The 17,563-nt window shown below is 34.1% G+C and carries 16 protein-coding genes; 11 read left to right on the top strand and 5 right to left on the bottom strand.

Going from position 1 to position 17,563, the window contains the following annotated elements; all coding sequences use genetic code 11:
• From ACM55F_RS11450 to ACM55F_RS11435, 4 genes are all read left to right on the top strand, one after another.
• Positions 1–462 (top strand): GNAT family N-acetyltransferase, encoded by a 462-nt coding sequence (locus ACM55F_RS11450; protein WP_416853926.1) that lies wholly within the window; start codon positions 1–3, stop codon positions 460–462.
• A gap of 12 nt (positions 463–474) precedes the next feature.
• Positions 475–1,170 (top strand): RadC family protein, encoded by a 696-nt coding sequence (gene radC, locus ACM55F_RS11445; protein ID WP_416853925.1) that lies wholly within the window; start codon positions 475–477, stop codon positions 1,168–1,170.
• 9 nt (positions 1,171–1,179) lie between these two features.
• Positions 1,180–1,869: a YjjG family noncanonical pyrimidine nucleotidase gene (locus ACM55F_RS11440; protein WP_416853924.1), complete on the top strand. Its 690-nt coding sequence runs from the start codon at positions 1,180–1,182 to the stop codon at positions 1,867–1,869.
• Positions 1,870–1,958: 89 nt separating this feature from the next.
• Positions 1,959–2,696 carry a hypothetical protein gene (locus tag ACM55F_RS11435; RefSeq protein WP_416853923.1) on the top strand — a complete coding sequence of 246 codons (738 nt, stop codon included), beginning with the start codon at positions 1,959–1,961 and terminating at the stop codon, positions 2,694–2,696.
• Between the two features lie 75 nt (positions 2,697–2,771).
• Here the strand turns inward: ACM55F_RS11435 and ACM55F_RS11430 are convergent, their stop codons facing one another.
• Entirely contained in the window at positions 2,772–4,049 is a 1,278-nt protein-coding gene (locus ACM55F_RS11430; protein ID WP_416853921.1) for a replication-associated recombination protein A, read from the bottom strand.
• 262 nt (positions 4,050–4,311) lie between these two features.
• On the opposite strand from ACM55F_RS11430, the gene ACM55F_RS11425 reads away from it, so the two are divergent.
• On the top strand, positions 4,312–5,091 hold the full coding sequence (locus ACM55F_RS11425; protein WP_416853920.1) for a rhomboid family intramembrane serine protease: 780 nt from the start codon (positions 4,312–4,314) through the stop codon (positions 5,089–5,091).
• 56 nt (positions 5,092–5,147) lie between these two features.
• Here ACM55F_RS11425 and rlmB read toward each other — a convergent pair whose 3' ends face one another.
• The 4 genes from rlmB to ACM55F_RS11405 all read right to left on the bottom strand — a co-directional run bounded on the left by rlmB (position 5,148) and on the right by ACM55F_RS11405 (position 12,560).
• On the bottom strand, positions 5,148–5,882 hold the full coding sequence (gene rlmB / locus ACM55F_RS11420; RefSeq protein ID WP_035668140.1) for a 23S rRNA (guanosine(2251)-2'-O)-methyltransferase RlmB: 735 nt from the start codon (positions 5,880–5,882) through the stop codon (positions 5,148–5,150).
• 110 nt (positions 5,883–5,992) lie between these two features.
• Positions 5,993–7,555 (bottom strand): SusD/RagB family nutrient-binding outer membrane lipoprotein, encoded by a 1,563-nt coding sequence (locus ACM55F_RS11415; protein ID WP_416853919.1) that lies wholly within the window; start codon positions 7,553–7,555, stop codon positions 5,993–5,995.
• Positions 7,556–7,573: 18 nt separating this feature from the next.
• Positions 7,574–10,765 carry a SusC/RagA family TonB-linked outer membrane protein gene (locus ACM55F_RS11410; protein WP_416853918.1) on the bottom strand — a complete coding sequence of 1,064 codons (3,192 nt, stop codon included), beginning with the start codon at positions 10,763–10,765 and terminating at the stop codon, positions 7,574–7,576.
• Between the two features lie 85 nt (positions 10,766–10,850).
• The gene (locus ACM55F_RS11405; RefSeq protein WP_416853917.1) at positions 10,851–12,560 is read right to left on the bottom strand and encodes a BamA/TamA family outer membrane protein; all 1,710 of its coding nucleotides are present in this window, start codon (positions 12,558–12,560) and stop codon (positions 10,851–10,853) included.
• A gap of 181 nt (positions 12,561–12,741) precedes the next feature.
• On the opposite strand from ACM55F_RS11405, the gene rpsL reads away from it, so the two are divergent.
• From rpsL to rplD, 6 genes are all read left to right on the top strand, one after another.
• Positions 12,742–13,125 carry a 30S ribosomal protein S12 gene (gene rpsL / locus ACM55F_RS11400; RefSeq protein WP_007136570.1) on the top strand — a complete coding sequence of 128 codons (384 nt, stop codon included), beginning with the start codon at positions 12,742–12,744 and terminating at the stop codon, positions 13,123–13,125.
• 73 nt (positions 13,126–13,198) lie between these two features.
• Positions 13,199–13,675, top strand: a complete 477-nt coding sequence (rpsG, locus tag ACM55F_RS11395; RefSeq protein ID WP_035668130.1) for a 30S ribosomal protein S7 — start codon at positions 13,199–13,201, stop codon at positions 13,673–13,675.
• Positions 13,676–13,685: 10 nt separating this feature from the next.
• Entirely contained in the window at positions 13,686–15,842 is a 2,157-nt protein-coding gene (gene fusA / locus ACM55F_RS11390) for an elongation factor G (protein WP_416853916.1), read from the top strand.
• 11 nt (positions 15,843–15,853) lie between these two features.
• Complete coding sequence (gene rpsJ, locus ACM55F_RS11385) at positions 15,854–16,159, top strand: 30S ribosomal protein S10 (protein WP_011963470.1); 306 nt, start codon at positions 15,854–15,856, stop codon at positions 16,157–16,159.
• A 155-nt stretch (positions 16,160–16,314) separates the two neighbouring features.
• Entirely contained in the window at positions 16,315–16,932 is a 618-nt protein-coding gene (gene rplC, locus ACM55F_RS11380) for a 50S ribosomal protein L3 (RefSeq protein ID WP_143387621.1), read from the top strand.
• Positions 16,932–17,561, top strand: coding sequence for a 50S ribosomal protein L4 (gene rplD / locus ACM55F_RS11375; protein ID WP_035668126.1), 630 nt, complete (start codon positions 16,932–16,934; stop codon positions 17,559–17,561). Before rplC ends, rplD begins: the two co-directional genes overlap by 1 nt.
• The last annotated feature ends 2 nt before the right edge of the window (positions 17,562–17,563 follow it).

Here is a 17,563-nt window from a genome sequence, read left to right as displayed (position 1 = left end):
ATGAATAATAAAAAAATAGAAATTATTAAAACGACCAGTGAGAATCCAGATTTTGGGACTCTCATTACAGCATTAGATGCCAGTTTATGGGAGCGCTATCCAGAATTAAAAACAAATTATTGGGGGAATAATGTCATAGAATTAAATTCTAATGTTATTGTTATTTATCTCGATAATAAAGCTGTAGCCTGTGGTTGTTTCAAGAAATACGATAAAAATACAATTGAATTAAAGCGTATGTTTGTTTCTCCTGAAGCACGAGGAATGGGGCTCGCCCAAAAAATATTGAGAGAACTGGAGCTTTGGGCGCATGAGGTAGGGTTTTCTTTCTCGATTTTAGAAACGTTATATAAACAAAAGGAAGCTATCGGTTTGTATCAAAAAGTTGGCTATACTATTGTTGATAATTATGAACCTTATGTAGGTTTAGAAAATAGTATTTGTATGAAAAAACAAATTTAAGAGAGTAAGTCTATGCCTGAAAATTCTTTTTTTCCAATAACCAATTGGTCCGAAGACGATAAGCCACGTGAAAAACTAATGCTCAAAGGCAAAAGCGTTTTGAGTGATACAGAATTGATTGCTATTTTGATTGGTTCAGGAAGTCGAAACGAATCAGCTGTGGATTTGAGCAAAAGGATATTAGGGAGTGTCAATAATAATTTGAATGCGTTGGGGAAATTATCCATTTCGCAATTAATAAATTTTAAAGGAATCGGGGAGGCCAAAGCAATTTCGATTATTGCTGCTTTAGAACTAGGAAGACGAAGAAGGGCGGAGGATGCAGTTGAATTAACAAAAATTACTTCCAGTAAAACAATTTTCGAAATCATGCAGCCTATTATTGGTGAATTGCCACACGAAGAATTTTGGATTGTGTATTTAAATAATTCAAATAAGGTTATTTCAAAATCACAATTGAGTAAAGGTGGAATAACAGGAACCTTGGTTGATGTGCGATTAGTTTTTAAAACCGCACTTGAAATAGGGGCAACGGGATTAATATTGTGCCACAATCATCCATCAGGAACATTGATACCTAGTGATGCAGACAAACAAATTACACGGAAACTAAAATTAGCTGGTGATAGTTTAGAAATTAAAGTGTTGGATCATCTTATTGTGACTGAAGCTAATTATTTTAGCTTTGTTGACGAAGGCATATTTTAGAAATTAAAAATGAAACATAGCATTATAAAAGACGTTTTCTTTGATTTAGATCATACACTTTGGGATTTTGATAAAAATTCAGAGTTGACATTTGAGACTATTTTTAATAGAAATCACCCCGCAATTGAAACCAAAGAATTCATTGAAAAATATGTTCCCATAAATCAAGCGTGTTGGAAATTATATCAATATGACAAAATTTCACATGAGGAATTGCGTTACAAGAGATTGAAACATTCTTTCGATGCCTTAAACTACACTATTTCCGATGAAGAGATTGAAAGTATTGCTCAAGAATACATTCAGTTGTTACCTGAAAATAACCATCTTTTTGACGGGACTTTTGAGGTGTTGGATTATTTAAATCAAAAATATAAACTCCATATTATTACGAATGGTTTTGCTGAAGTGCAATTTAAAAAATTGAATAATTCTAATATTGGAAGTTATTTTCAAACGATAACCAATTCTGAAATGGCAGGAGTGAAAAAACCAAATCCTATTATTTTTGAATATGCTCTTGATTTGGCCAAAGCCAATAAGGAAAATAGTGTTATGATTGGAGATTGTATTGAGGCGGATGTTCAAGGAGCTCTTGATGCAGGATTAGATGCAATTTTTTTTAACGAAAGTAATGTTCCTGTAGAACAGAATATTAAGCAAGTCAATCATTTGTTAGAATTAAAAAAATATTTATAAATTATGAAATCGCCATGATTCAAAAACACACAATCATAAATGAAGAATGGCGATACCATATTCCATTAAAAAACAAATATTATATACATATGAAAACAAGATTCCTATTTCTAGTAGTATTAATTTCAAGTTACTGTTTCTCGCAATCCGTGAATGATTATAAAGCCGTACTTATACCTTTAAAATTTGATTTTGTAAAAAGTGATAATCAATATCGACTTGCCACTTTGTCTAAGTTTAATTTAAGCAAAGCTGGTTTTCAAGGGTTTTATGATAATGAGCCATTGCCAAAAGAAAATAATGATAGGTGTAGTTTGTTGTATTTTGATGTTGTGAAAGAAAAATCATTTTTAACAACTAAACTGTATGTCACTTTCAAGGATTGTAATGGGAAAATCATTTTCAAATCTGATATTGGTATAAGCAAAGAGAAAGACTTTCAATTGGCGTATACCGAAGCATTAAATAAGGCTTTTACATCTGTTTATGCTTTGAAATATAAATATAATGACGCTGGTAATAGCAATTCAGCTTTAATTTCTAATCAAAATGCATTACCAGTTTCTCAAGTGGCTCCTGTGGCTATACCTATAGGCGAAGCTGATAATTCGAAAATGCTGTACGCGCAGCCTACAGCTACAGGTTTTCAACTAATTGATAGTGCACCAAAAGTTATTATGAGGTTATATACTACTTCTAGAAAAGAGTGTTTCATTGCAACAAAGGGAAATACTCAGGGTGTTTTAATTGCAATACAGAATCAGTGGTTTTTTGAGTATTACCTAAACGACAAATTAATTTCTGAAAAAGTAGACGTTAAATTTTAGATTTTGATTAAGATTGTTGAATATATTATGTGGTTGAAATCTGCAATCAAAAATTGCTAATCAAGAATCTGAAATCTAATACCCATATTTATCTTTCCAACGGTTTTTTAAGAATTCACGTATCGTGTTTTCTCTGGAATTAGTTCCTGGGACATATATAGCCTTATTGCTTATCTCATTGGGTAAAAATTCTTGTTCTGCAAAGTTATTGGCAAAATCATGCGAGTATTTATATTCCTCACCATAACCCAGTTCTTTCATTAATTTGGTAGGGGCATTGCGCAAATGAATCGGAACGGGCAAATCGCCTGTTTGTTTCACCAGTTGTTGGGCTGTTCCTATGGCAAGATAGGATGCATTACTTTTTGGGGATGTGGCTAAGTAAATGGCACATTGGCTTAATATAATTCTGCTTTCAGGATAGCCAATCGTTGAAACTGCCTGAAATGCATTATTGGCCATAATAAAAGCTGTCGGATTTGCATTTCCTATATCTTCACTGGAAAGAATGAGCATACGTCTGGCTATGAACTTTACATCTTCACCACCTTCAATCATTCTTGCAAGCCAATATACAGCTCCGTTAGGATCACTTCCACGAATTGATTTTATAAAAGCCGAAACAATGTCATAATGCTGTTCCCCACTTTTGTCATACAAAACGGTATTTTGTTGCACCAATTCAAAAACGCGATCATTTGTGATTATAATATCAGCTTCATTCGAGGCGTTTACGACAAGTTCAAAAATATTTAATAGTTTCCGTCCATCACCTCCAGAAAGACGTAAAAGGGCCTCTGTTTCTTTTAAAACAATGTTTTTCGTTGTTAAAGATTCATCCGTTTTCATGGCACGTTCCAACAGAGCTTCCAAATCAGCTTTGGTAAAAGCATTTAAAACATAAACTTGGCAACGGGAAAGTAAAGCAGGAATAACTTCAAAACTTGGGTTTTCTGTAGTGGCACCTATTAATGTAATCCAGCCTTTTTCTACCGCTGCTAACAGAGAATCTTGTTGTGATTTGCTAAACCGGTGAATCTCATCAATAAATAGGATAGGATTTTTTGCTGTAAATAATCCGCCACTTTGTTTTGCCTTTTCAATAACATCACGAATATCCTTCACGCCTGAATTTATGGCACTCAAAATATAAAACGGTCGTTTAGATTCTTGTGCAATAATTTGAGCCAAAGTCGTTTTTCCTGTTCCTGGTGGCCCCCAGAAAATTAAAGAAGGAATTATTCCTTTTGTGATTTGTTGTGTCAAGGAGCCAGTTGGTCCTACCAAATGGGATTGACTGATATAGTCTTCTAGTTTTTGTGGTCGAATGCGTTCTGCAAGTGGTGCTTCCATTTTGTAAAATTACTATTTTTCAAACTTAACTTGTTTCAGTTTGTAATTTTTTTTGGAACCATTTCCAGCTGTTCACTATATCTTTTTATCTCGTTAAAAAAAGAGATAAAAAGGATGCCTCCCGAAACTTCGGGATCATCTAGGCTAGGGGACTACATTTATGATGTACTTTTAGTTTTAGTATGACAAAATAGCATTAAATTGCTTTTGGATAAATTTTTGATTTTAATTTTAAGCAAGAATATTAAACCTAAAGCTAATAATGGACAATCATTTCAAGTTTACTAATACAGTTATTGGACTTCCGCTTTTTTTTGTACTATTCTTATGGTTTGTATTTTGGCTTGAAATACGATTTGATTTTGATTTTGTTGAAAATGGAATTTATCCAAGAGAATTTTCTGGTTTACAAGGAATTTTATTTAGCCCTTTTATTCATGGGGATATTGAGCATCTGTATAATAATTCAATTCCATTAGTTATTTTATTGGCAGCTTTGCAATTTTTTTATGCGAAACAATCTGTCAAAGTCATTGGATTTGGAATTTTAATTTCGGGAATCATTACTTGGGTAATTGGGAGGGGTAATTACCATATTGGTGCCAGTGGTTTGGTATATGTCTTGGTGAGCTTTATTTTTTTCAAAGGGATACAAATAAAATATTATCGCTTGGTAGCTTTATCACTTGCTGTTATTGTTATCTATGGTGGTTTGGTTTGGTATGCTTTTCCTAGTCCCGAGACCTCGGGAGACAAAAAAATTTCTTGGGAAGGTCACTTGGCAGGATTGATAACAGGTTTTACTCTATCTTTAATTTATAAGACACCGGAATATAAAAAGCTAATCAAATACGATTGGGAAAAACCAGATTATAATGCTGATGAAGATAAATTCATGAAACGTTTTGATGCGAATGGAAATTTTGTTAACCTTCCACTACCTGAAATAACGGAGGAAGTAGCAACTTATTATTCTTCAGATTTTCCGGTAGATTATAAAATCGTCTTAAATGAAAAAAATGAACCAAAACCAGAGTCTTAATTCATTTTTATTTGTTTATCTAGGCTTCCTTCCTTTTGTGAAGGGTTGGGATGGGATTAACTTCTTTGTCTTACCGCTTCATATAAAAAAGCCCCACAAGCAACAGAAACATTTAATGAACCAATTGTTCCAAACATAGGTAGCTTTGCTTTTTCATCGACAATTTTTAGAACGGAAGGGTTTACACCACGATCTTCTGATCCCATAATGATAGCTACAGGTTCGTTTAAAGAAATATCATAGATGTTTTGATCTGTTTTTTCTGTAGCAGCTACTGTTTTAATACCACTGGCCTGTAAAAGAAAAATAGCATCTTTAATGTGTTCTACTTTACAAATAGGAATGTTAAAAACCGCTCCGGCAGAAGTTTTTACTGTGTCGCCATTTACAGGAGCAGAGCCTGCTTTTTGAACGATTATTCCATTTACTCCAGTACATTCGGCAGTTCTTATGATAGCACCAAAATTACGTGCATCCGATATTTGATCTAATATTAAAAATAATGGTTTTTTTCCATTCTCAATTACAGATTCTATAAGAGATTCCAAATCAAAAAAAGAGATAGGAGAAATTGTCGCCACTGCACCTTGATGGTTATTTGGCGTAAGTCTGTTTAGTTTTTCAACAGGAACATACGAGAAGTTAATATTACCTCGCTTCATCACTTTCATCAAGTCTTTCATCAGTTCGCTGCTAGCTTCCTTTTGAATATATACTTTATCTACAGTTGCGCCCGCTTGTATGGCTTCGATTATTGCTCTAATCCCGAATATTTGGTGTTCTTTTTCCATGGTGCAAATATATAAAAAAAACCACCAGTTTTAGCTGGTGGTTTTGATTGTTGGTATAAATTTATATACCTGAATTTATTAGAATAGCGAACTATAAATAAAATTCTCTATTATTGAAGATAATAAGGAGTTTTTGCATTTACAGTGAATAGTTCAGCGTTAGTAACAGTTGGAACATTCGCACTATTTGAAGAATACTCTGAAGTAGGGTATATTAATCTATTTGGTCTGGTTGTAGCATTAACACCGAAAGGTAGTGGTAAAACTGGGAAACCAGTTCTCATATGATCGATGTATAGTTCGATACCATTCCATTCTGCTAACGCAATATATTTTTGAGTCATAATTGCACTGATCTTATTTGTAGATCCTGTCCAACCTAAACCATTTTTAGCATCAATAGAAGCTAAATAAGCTACTGGGTCAAGTGCGGCTAATGCAATAGTACCAAATCCAGTGCTGTAAAAATTGAAAGAAGCAGTTACACCTGCATCAAATTCAGCTTTAGCACTTCCAGTTAAGAAACCTCTTTGTCTCGCTTCAGCTTGAAGAAAATGACTTTCAGCTGCCTGCATTAAATAAGCATCTCTTTCAGCTCCATTTTTATTAGCAATTGCAGCATTTGCACCTGTACGGCCATGGTAGAAAGATGCAATTTTTGATATTGCCGTAAGAGGGAAAATACCCTGAACATTACCAACAACAGTACCTCCAACAAGAGTAAATATTCTAGATCTTCTAGGGTCTACAATTCCAGTTGTTATGTTAGCATCATTCAATGTACCATTTACTAGTCTTGCTGCAAAATCTCCAGCTGCATTAGCTGCATTAGCTGATGTAGCAGCACTGAAAGATTCGTTTTGACCATAGGCTCTAAATACTGGAGTTCTTGAATTAAGAGTACTAGTATTGTATCCTGGGTTTACAGTGACGTCTGAAGTTACGAAATTTTGATTTGCATTTAATACTGCAAAACGAGAAGTTCTTAATGTAACAAGAGCTGCGTCAGTAGTTTTAGATAATCTCAACAATAATCTTAATTCAACTGTGTTGATAAATTTCAACCATTCAGCAGTGTTTCCACCAAAAACAATATCCTCAGATCCTAAATCTATAACATCTGCACTTGGACTTTCAAAATAGGCTCTTGCTTTGTCTAATTCAAGGAACAAAGCTGGAATAATTGTTTTGTCATCATCGTACTTTGGTGCTGTAATAGTAGGACTAAATGCTTCGGAATATGGAGCATCTCCATATAGGGCTGTAACATAATCCATAGACATCACTTTCATTACTTTTGCAATTCCATAATGATAAGAATATTCAGGAAACTGAGCTTCTTTATCTAAAATGTCTTGAAAATTATCTGCGAAAAGATAAGAGTTTTCAAAATTTGTCTCGTAACTACTACTATCAAAGATGTAAGTCCAAGCTGGATCTGTAGATGTAAAACCACTATTTAATCCCCATACATAAGCTACTCTATTACCATAGTTTCCTAATGTAATAATCTGATGATTGGTATAGTTATTTACTGCTCCCGCAAGCATTTGTTTTGGCGAAAGATCAGTAAAAAATGGTTTGTTTGTTTGGTCTTCATTTACATCGAGATAAGATTCACAAGATGTAAATAAGAGTAACATCATCATGCTACTATAAAGTATTTTTTTCATAATATATTTATTTAATTATTAAAAAGTAGTGTTTATGCTAAAACCAAAAGTACGTGTTGATGGGTATTGCGCATCGCCAATAAAACCAAGACCGTTTCTTGAAGTGTTAGTAAGAGTACCAGCAGGGGTTTTTGCTGCTGAAGAGGTAGAGCCATTCACTTGGTTAGAAGCTTCAGGATCAGCATATCCTCTGTTGCCATCAGCAAGAATTATAAATGGATTTCTTGCATTGATGCTTAATTTAAATGATTCTATTCCAGCTTTTTCTAACATACTTTTTGGAAGTGAATAGCTTAAAGCGATTTCTCTAATTTTAAACGCTGTAGCGTCAATTAAATTGTGAGCACCTAAATTAGAAGCTGTTCCGTAAAAAGCTTGAGTTCTGTTAGCTGCACCAGTCAAATCGAAAAAACCACCTGTCAAAACACTTGTGTTAGGGATATAATCTCCTACAGTAGCTGTTGCTGGATTGTCAATTACTGAACCTGGATAAAGGAATCCAACATTTCTGTCGAAATCAGCAGATTCTACTAAATGTCCATTCCATGTAAGGTTATATTTTGTCTGAGAGATAAAATGATGACCTGTTCTGTAGTCCATAGTAAATGATAAGCCAATACCTTTATAATCAAAACTATTTGTAAGACCTACAGTGTATTTTGGAGTAACTTGACCTAAATTTTTAAAATTTGCATCCGCAGTAGGTCTTCCTTGAGCATCTACTATTACATGACCCTCTGCATCTCTAGTCCAGTCAGTACCTGTAATGAAAGGGAAAGGTAGATTTTGTACTGCAGATATATCAGCATTTACTTGTGAATTTCCACTGTCTGTTATAACAACTTTTGTAGACTCGCCTGCGTCAATAACTTTTGTTTCATTAGCCGTGTAGGATAGTCTACCATTCCACTTGAAGTTTGGTGTGCTTACTGGCATAAAACCTAAATCAATTTCAATACCCTTACCTTTTAACTCACCTGAGTTTGTTTTTTTAGTTAACAATCCAGTTGCAGTACTAAGTGATGCGTCAGTAATTAAATCAGTTGTAGTAGTCATATAACCTGCAACATCTAATGTTAATCTGTCATTAAAGAAACCAAAATTGACACCACCTTCTAAGGTAGTATAGTTTTCTGGTTTAATATTAGGATCAGTAAAGGTAGCTGTGTTGTTAAAGGAGTTTCCAGTACCTGGGAATGGGAAACCAGTAGCAGGGTTTGCTAAATCTAAAATTTCATAAGCTCCTACGGGGTCTAAAGATCCAATTTTTGAATAGTTAGCGTATAGTTTTAAATTACTTAATGTAGATTGGCCTTTTAACCCTTCAAATGCTTTAGTAGCGACAAATGATGCTCCAACAGATGGGTAAAAATAAAACTGATTACCTTTCTTAGCAACACTATTACCTTCGTATCTTCCAGTTGCATTTAAGAATAAATAATCTTCATAATTAAAATCAACATTGGCAAATGTAGCCGTTGATCTAGTTTCAAAAGTCCCATTATTCAGTGTAGAAGCGTTGGCAGGATTTAAAATATTAGCAATATTGTATAAACCCGCAATTTCTAAATTAGTACCCCCTTGAGAAAGTCTTTTAGTATAGTTATATTGCATATTCTGACCAATGTTGAATTTCATTCCTATGTTTTCTGATAAATCATAGTTGAAATTCAGCAATAAATCTCCATAATAAAATGTAGATCCAAAGTTAGATTGAAAAAATTCAGATCCAGTTGAAAAATCTGCATCAGAAGTCGATGGAGCAGTTCCTGCATTAGAATAAGAAATTTGATTGTTATTTCTTAACTGAACAGCACCATTGTAAGTGATTCCAATGTTTTTGTTAATTTCATAGTCAGCATTAGCTCCGAAATTAATATAATTTCTAGTTTCTTCTAATCTATTGTTGTCTTTTGCCCAGTAAGGATTTTGGTAGTAACCATTCCACCCGTACAAACCTCTGTTTTTAAATTCACCAATTGGAATATTAGAAGCTGCTTGTAGTAAGTTTGTTAAAAGCGTGTAATCAGCACGAGATGTAGCTGCATTTACGTTTGCTTGTTTAGTTCTTTGGTTAGTGAAGGTAACTGTTCCACCTATAGTAAGTTTATTTAATTTTTTTCCGGCACTTAAAACGAAATTGTTTCTGTTTAGATGATCTCCTTCAAGAATGAAATCACGACTTACATTACCCATATTGAAGTTCAAATAAGAATCTGCTCCTCCAACATTAATGTTTAAATTGTTTTGATAAATTGTACCTGTTTGGTAAAATTCTTTAATGTTATCATTTCCTCTTGAAGAGTAAGGGGCTGTAATATCTCCATCTGGGTTTCCAGGAATACCAACTGGTCCAACAGTACCATCTAATAACGGACCCCATCCACCATTTTCTTGTGGATCACGGAATGCATACCATCCTTGACCATATTTTTGTTGTCTTTCAGGAACGAAAAGAATGTCTTCTACATCAATTCCAGAGCTAAAAGTAACGCTCATTTTTTCTTCTCTAGTGCCTTTTTTAGTTTGTACTAAAACCACACCTTGTTTTCCTTGTGAACCATATAGAGCAGCACCTTGGGCACCTTTCAATACAGTAACGCTTTCGATTATGTCAGATGGCAAAGTTGCAAGTACGTCTGCAGTAGAGATTACATTGTCAATCACGACAAGCGCTTCAGTATTACCAGTGAATGATAACATTGAACGAATTCTGATAGAGTTGGTACCGCTAACACCATTACTGGTACCGTTGATAGTTAACCCAGAAACCTTACCAACTAAAGATCTTACAACATCAGGATTAGATGCTGCTTTCAATTCTTGATTGGAAACGGTCGAATAAGAAGAGGTAATAGCAGCTTTCTTTTTCTTGATACCTACTGCTCCAGTGATTACAACTTCTTGTAGTTGTAGTGAAGCATCTTGTAGTCTCACATTAACATTAGCTGAGCTAGCTGTAATTTCTTGGGTTTTCATCCCAATGTAGCTAAAAATCAAGACTTGGCTTGACGTTGCTCTGATAGAATATTTTCCATCAAAATCAGTTTGTGTTCCAGATTTAGTTCCTTTCACTAATACACTCACGCCTGGTAAAGGCAATCCTGCATTATCAGAAACAGTTCCCGAAACAGCTCTTTCTTGCGCAAAAGATAGTTGCGCCACAAGTACTACTAATAGTACTAAGAATCCATTGAACTTTAGTTTCATTTTTAAATATTTTGAATTAGTGAGACAAAAATCTTAATAATTTGTTAACTTTCCTAACATTTGAAATGATTTTTTATGCACGCATTCAAAATTTAACATTATAACATATGTGAATAATAGTGTTATAAAAATTTAAATTTTGTTTTTTTGTACTTCCATTTGCGAGTGCTAATTTTAATAATCCGTTTTTTGTTTGTACGCCCAGTCCCAGTCCTAGCCCTATTAGGCTTGTTTTTTGATTGTTTTCTTTGGCAATTGTTTGGTCTTTGTATATGCCGTAATCCATTATGGAATGAAGGTATAAACTTGGAGAAAGTGCGTACCGATATTCTGTTAAAATTGATGTTAAAAAGTTTGCTTGTAAGCTGTTTTCTTCAAATCCTCTTATCGAATTGATTCCTCCAAAACGAAATAGTTCATTTATTATGTAGGTGTCGCTTCGTAAAAAATAATTTTGGCTTTTTATATTGACGCTGTTTTTTTTATTTAGATAGAAATTATGGGCAGCTTCGAGATTGATGTAAAATTGTTTGCTTGCTTCTGCTGTTTCGGACGGATTATTTATATCTCTTTTCCCAAATCCTGTTGTAAGAGATAGTGCTGACTTTTTTGGGAATGTGAAATTACCATTATCATTTTTTGTGTATTCAAAATTCGAAGTTAGAAATGTATTTCTGTAATCGACTAATTGGTAGTTATTTGTGTTTTGTATGTCGCTTGATTCGGTTGATTGATAGCCTAAGTAAATGCGTGTGTTGTAAGTAATGAAGTAGCCTAAATCAATTCCTGTTTTAGTGTTTTGAAAGGTGCTGTCCTGTTTGAAAATTGTTAGGTTTGCTTTAATTCCAATTGGACTTTTGAATAGATAAGGTAATTCGATGCTGGTTTTAAATGTTTTTTGTTTATTTCCATCGCTCTTCCAATAGAGCGAAAATTGTTCTCCGACTCCTAAAGTGTTTTCCAGGTTTACGTCTAAATAACCATTCAGTGATATTTTTTTGTTTTCATTGTTGGAAAAGCCTATAAAGCCGTCAAAAGTATTTGATTTTTTCTTTTCTAGATAGACATATATTTTTGTGCTGTCTGTTGTAAATAAAATTTCAGGATATTTTACTTGGCTTATGAATCTGAATTTTTCGAATTCGTTATGAACCTGTTCGATGATGCCCTGGTTAAAAGTTTTATTGCGGTATTTACGGTTAATTTGGGAGATGTGTCCTTTCGGAAAGTTTGTTTTGCTGTTTTTTTCGGAAAATCTGATTTCGATTGTATTTAATTTTCTTTTTTCGTCAGAGGTGAATTCTAAATCAGCGTAAAGCATTTGATTTCTATTTTGGATATTTGTCAGTTTTAATTTTGCTAAAGCATACCCTTGTTGTTCTAATTTTTGTAAAGTGTTGTTTAAAAAAGCTTCTGTTTCTTCATATCGGATGATGATTGTGTCTTTCGTTTTTTTTGAGGGGAGTAAATTAGAAAGCGAAATAGTTCTACCTATATATATATATATATATTTAATTCTGTTTCCTAGGCTTAATTTAGCTGTATAGCTGGAGTCTTTTGTTTTAATGTTATTAAGTAACTTGTTTTCAATAAATCCTGCTTTAGATAGTTTTTTGGAGATTATTATTATTTCGTCACTTATTGATTTTGTGTTTTTGTGTTCAGTGTTGTATTTTAGGGAATCTATAGTTTTTGTTTCTAATGAATTACTTCCGGTTATTAATAATCGAAAATTTTGCGCAGAACAATTAAGGCAAAAATTCAGAAAGAACAGTAAAAGAAAAGAAGATTTCAAATGAGTATCAGTTTTTAATAAAAGTAACGCAAATATCTATTGTTTGTGATAAAAATCAAATGATAAAATAATCTTATTGAAAATTAATAGTTTAACGTTTGTAGAGTGAAAAATATTTTCTACATTTGCAACCCCGTAAAAAGCGGGAATTTAATATAATAAGAAATTTTTAGTATTAATTATGCCAACAATTCAACAATTAGTAAGAACAGGAAGAACTCAGATAACTAAGAAGAGTAAATCGGTTGCTTTAGATTCTTGTCCTCAAAGAAGAGGGGTTTGTACGCGTGTTTACACTACAACACCAAAAAAACCAAACTCTGCAATGCGTAAAGTAGCGCGTGTACGTTTGACAAATGGTAATGAAGTGAATGCTTACATCCCTGGTGAAGGACACAATTTACAAGAGCACTCGATAGTATTAGTTAGGGGTGGAAGGGTAAAAGATTTACCAGGAGTTAGATATCACATCGTTCGTGGTGCACTTGATACATCAGGAGTAGCAGGAAGAACGCAAAGAAGATCTAAGTACGGAGCAAAACGCCCAAAAGAAGCAAAAAAGTAATTTAAAAAGTTGTTTTCATAGGAATGTGATTAATCGCATTTGTATGGGTATGACGTTTTATTAAAAAAAAGACATGAGAAAAAGAGCGGCAAAGAAAAGACCACTTTTACCAGATCCAAGGTTTAATGACCAACTGGTAACACGTTTTGTGAACAACTTAATGTGGGATGGAAAAAAATCGACAGCGTTTAAAGTATTTTATGATGCAATTGACATCATTGAGTCTAAAAAACAAGATGCAGAAAAACCATCATTAGAAATTTGGAAAGATGCGTTAACCAATGTTATGCCTCACGTAGAAGTACGTAGTCGTAGAGTGGGTGGAGCTACATTTCAGATTCCAATGCAAATTCGTCCAGATAGAAAAATTTCTATGGCAATGAAGTGGTTAATACTTTATTCTAGAAGAAGAAACGAAAAATCTATGGCTCAAAGGTTAGCTTCAGAATGTTTAGCTGCGGCTAAAGAAGAAGGAGCGGCTGTTAAGAAAAGAATGGATACTCACAAAATGGCAGAAGCTAACAAAGCATTCTCTCACTTTAGATTTTAATTCTTAAGAAATGGCTAGAGATCTTAAATATACAAGAAATATAGGAATTGCTGCTCACATTGATGCTGGTAAAACAACAACAACGGAGCGTATATTATTCTATACAGGAAAATCACACAAAATTGGTGAAGTCCACGATGGTGCTGCAACAATGGACTGGATGGCACAAGAGCAAGAAAGAGGTATTACAATTACTTCTGCAGCTACAACTTGTGAATGGAATTTTCCAACTGAACAAGGTAAAGTATTACCTGAAACATTACCTTATCACTTTAATATTATCGATACCCCGGGACACGTTGACTTTACAGTTGAAGTAAACCGTTCTTTACGTGTACTTGATGGTTTGGTTTTCTTATTTAGTGCTGTTGATGGTGTTGAGCCACAATCAGAAACTAACTGGAGATTAGCAGATCAATACAGAGTTCCACGTATTGGATTCGTTAATAAAATGGACAGACAAGGATCTAATTTTTTGATGGTTTGTCAACAAGTAAGAGATATGTTGAAATCAAATGCAGTTGCAATCACTTTGCCAATTGGTGAAGAAAATGATTTCAAAGGTGTTGTGGATTTGGTTAAAAATCAAGCTATAGTATGGCATGAAGAAGGTTTGGGAGCAACTTATGATATTGTGCCTATTCCGGAAGATATGCTTGAAGAAGTGAAAGAATACAGATCGATTCTTATTGAAGCAGTAGCTGATTATGATGAGACTTTGCTTGAAAAATTCATGGAAGATGAAAACTCTATTACAGAGGAAGAAATCAACATTGCATTAAGAGCAGCTGTAATGGATATGGCTATCATTCCTATGATTGCTGGTTCTTCTTTCAAAAACAAAGGAGTTCAATTCATGTTAGATGCGGTATGTAAATATTTACCATCTCCAATGGATAAAGATGGTATCGAAGGAATTCATCCTGATGATGCTGATTTGTTAGAAGAAGATCAAACTAAAATTTTGCGTAAGCCAGATGTTAAAGAGCCATTCGCTGCTTTAGCTTTTAAAATTGCTACTGACCCATTCGTAGGTCGTTTAGCTTTCTTCCGTGCTTATTCAGGACGTTTAGATGCTGGTTCTTATGTTTTGAACACACGTTCAGGAAACAAAGAAAGAATTTCTCGTATCTACCAAATGCATGCTAACAAACAAAACCCAATCGAGTATATTGAAGCAGGTGATATTGGAGCAGCAGTTGGATTTAAAGATATCAAAACTGGAGATACATTGTGTGATGAAAAGAACCCAATTATCTTAGAAAGTATGAAATTCCCTGCGCCGGTAATTGGTATTGCAATTGAGCCTAAAACTAAAGCTGATGTAGATAAAATGGGTATGGCTTTGGCTAAATTAGCTGAAGAAGATCCTACTTTTACAGTTAGAACAGATGAAGCTTCGGGTCAAACTATTATCTCTGGTATGGGTGAGCTTCACTTAGATATCTTGGTTGATAGAATGAAACGTGAATTCAAAGTTGAAGTGAATCAAGGTGAGCCTCAAGTTGAATACAAAGAAGCTTTTACTAAGAAAGCACAACATAGAGAAACGTACAAAAAACAATCTGGGGGTCGTGGTAAATTCGGTGATATCGTATTTATTCTTGAACCAGCAGATGAAGTTGACGGTAAAGCTCCAGTTGGATTGCAATTTGTAAATGCAGTAAAAGGGGGTAACGTTCCTAAAGAATATATTCCATCAGTTGAAAAAGGTTTTAGAGAAGCTATGAAAACTGGTCCTTTAGCAGGATATCAAGTAGATAGTTTGAAAGTAACTTTATTAGACGGATCTTTCCACCCGGTGGATTCTGATGCACTTTCTTTTGAGCTTGCAGCAAGAATGGGTTATAGAGAGGTAGCTAAAGCAGCTGGTGCTGTTATATTAGAGCCAATCATGAAAATGGAAGTGATTACACCAGAAGAAAACATGGGAGATATCGTAGGTGATATCAACCGTCGTAGAGGTCAGGTGAATGATATGGGTGATAGAGCTGGTGCTAAAACCATTAAGGCTGATGTGCCATTATCTGAAATGTTTGGATACGTAACTACGTTAAGAACACTTTCATCTGGTAGAGCAACATCTACTATGGAATTTTCACACTACTCTGAAACGCCTTCTAATATTTCAGAAGCAGTTATCAAAAAAGCAAAAGGAAACGCATAATCTTTAAGAAAATGAGTCAAAAAATCAGAATAAAATTAAAATCTTACGATCACATGTTGGTAGACAAGTCTGCTGAGAAGATTGTAAAAACGGTAAAAAGTACCGGTGCAGTTGTTACAGGACCAATTCCATTACCAACGCACAAAAAACTTTTCACTGTATTACGTTCTCCACACGTAAACAAAAAAGCGAGAGAGCAATTTGAAGTAATGTCATACAAGAGATTAATTGATATTTATTCATCTTCATCTAAAACTATTGATGCTTTAATGAAACTTGAATTGCCAAGTGGAGTTGAGGTTGAAATCAAAGTTTAAGTAGTTTAAGAGTAAAAAGGAACGCTGTTTTTAAGCGAAAAATATTTTTTTGGTTTGTGTGTAAATAAGTTATACTTTTGCACCACTTTAAAAAAATAGGATTCGGTTAAAAGCTGCGTTCTATATTTATATTTAATAATTAATAATTAATAATTATGTCTGGGTTAATTGGTAAAAAAATCGGCATGACTAGCATTTTCGACGAGAACGGGAAGAATATTCCTTGTACGGTAATCGAAGCTGGGCCATGTGTTGTTACCCAAGTCAGAACCAAAGGTGTTGACGGGTACGAAGCGTTGCAACTTGGTTTCGATGACAAAAACGAGAAACATTCCACAAAAGCGGCTTTAGGTCACTTTAAAAAAGCGGGAACTGTAGCTAAGAAAAAAGTCGTTGAATTCCGAGATTTCGCAACTGAACAAAATTTAGGAGATCTTATAGATGTTTCTATTTTTTCTGAAGGAGAATTTGTAGATGTACAAGGTGTGTCTAAAGGTAAAGGTTTTCAAGGGGTTGTAAAACGTCACGGTTTTGGTGGTGTTGGTCAAGCAACTCACGGTCAACACAACCGTTTAAGAGCGCCAGGTTCTGTAGGAGCTTCTTCTTATCCATCTAGAGTATTCAAAGGAATGCGTATGGCTGGAAGAATGGGAGGAGACAATGTAAAAGTTCAAAACCTTAGAGTTTTAAAAGTAGTTGCTGAAAAGAATCTACTTGTTATTAAAGGATGTGTTCCTGGATGTAACAACTCTTATGTAATCATTCAGAAGTAATGGAAGCAAAAGTATTAGATTTCAACGGAAAAGATACTGGAAGAAAAGTTCAACTTTCTGATTCAGTATTTGGTATAGAACCAAACAATCACGCAGTATACCTTGATGTTAAGCAATATCTTGCTAATCAAAGACAAGGAACGCACAAAGCTAAAGAAAGAGCTGAAGTAGCGGGAAGTACACGTAAGATTAAAAAACAAAAAGGAACTGGTACTGCTCGTGCGGGTAGTGCAAAGAATCCATTGTTTAAAGGCGGTGGAACAGTTTTTGGACCAAGACCAAGAAGTTATTCATTCAAATTGAATAAAAGCTTGAAACGTTTGGCTAGAAAATCTGCTTTCTCAATTAAAGCAAAAGAGTCGAACATTATCGTTCTTGAAGACTTTAATTTTGAAACGCCAAACACTAAAAATTTCATCAACGTTTTGAAAGCTTTAGAGTTAGAGAATAAAAAATCCCTGTTTGTGTTGGGTGATACGAATAAAAATGTATATTTGTCGTCACGCAATTTAAAAGGCTCTAGCGTGGTAAGTAGCTTAGAATTAAGTACTTATGCTATATTAAACGCTAATAACTTAGTGCTTTTAGAGAGTTCTTTGGAGATAATTGAAGAAAATTTAAGTAAATAATA

The sequence above is a fragment of the Flavobacterium melibiosi genome, assembly GCF_048158545.1.
Classification (GTDB): domain Bacteria; phylum Bacteroidota; class Bacteroidia; order Flavobacteriales; family Flavobacteriaceae; genus Flavobacterium; species Flavobacterium melibiosi.
The sequence above is the reverse complement of the archived record's forward strand: the minus strand, read 5'-3'. Positions and strand labels throughout refer to the sequence as shown.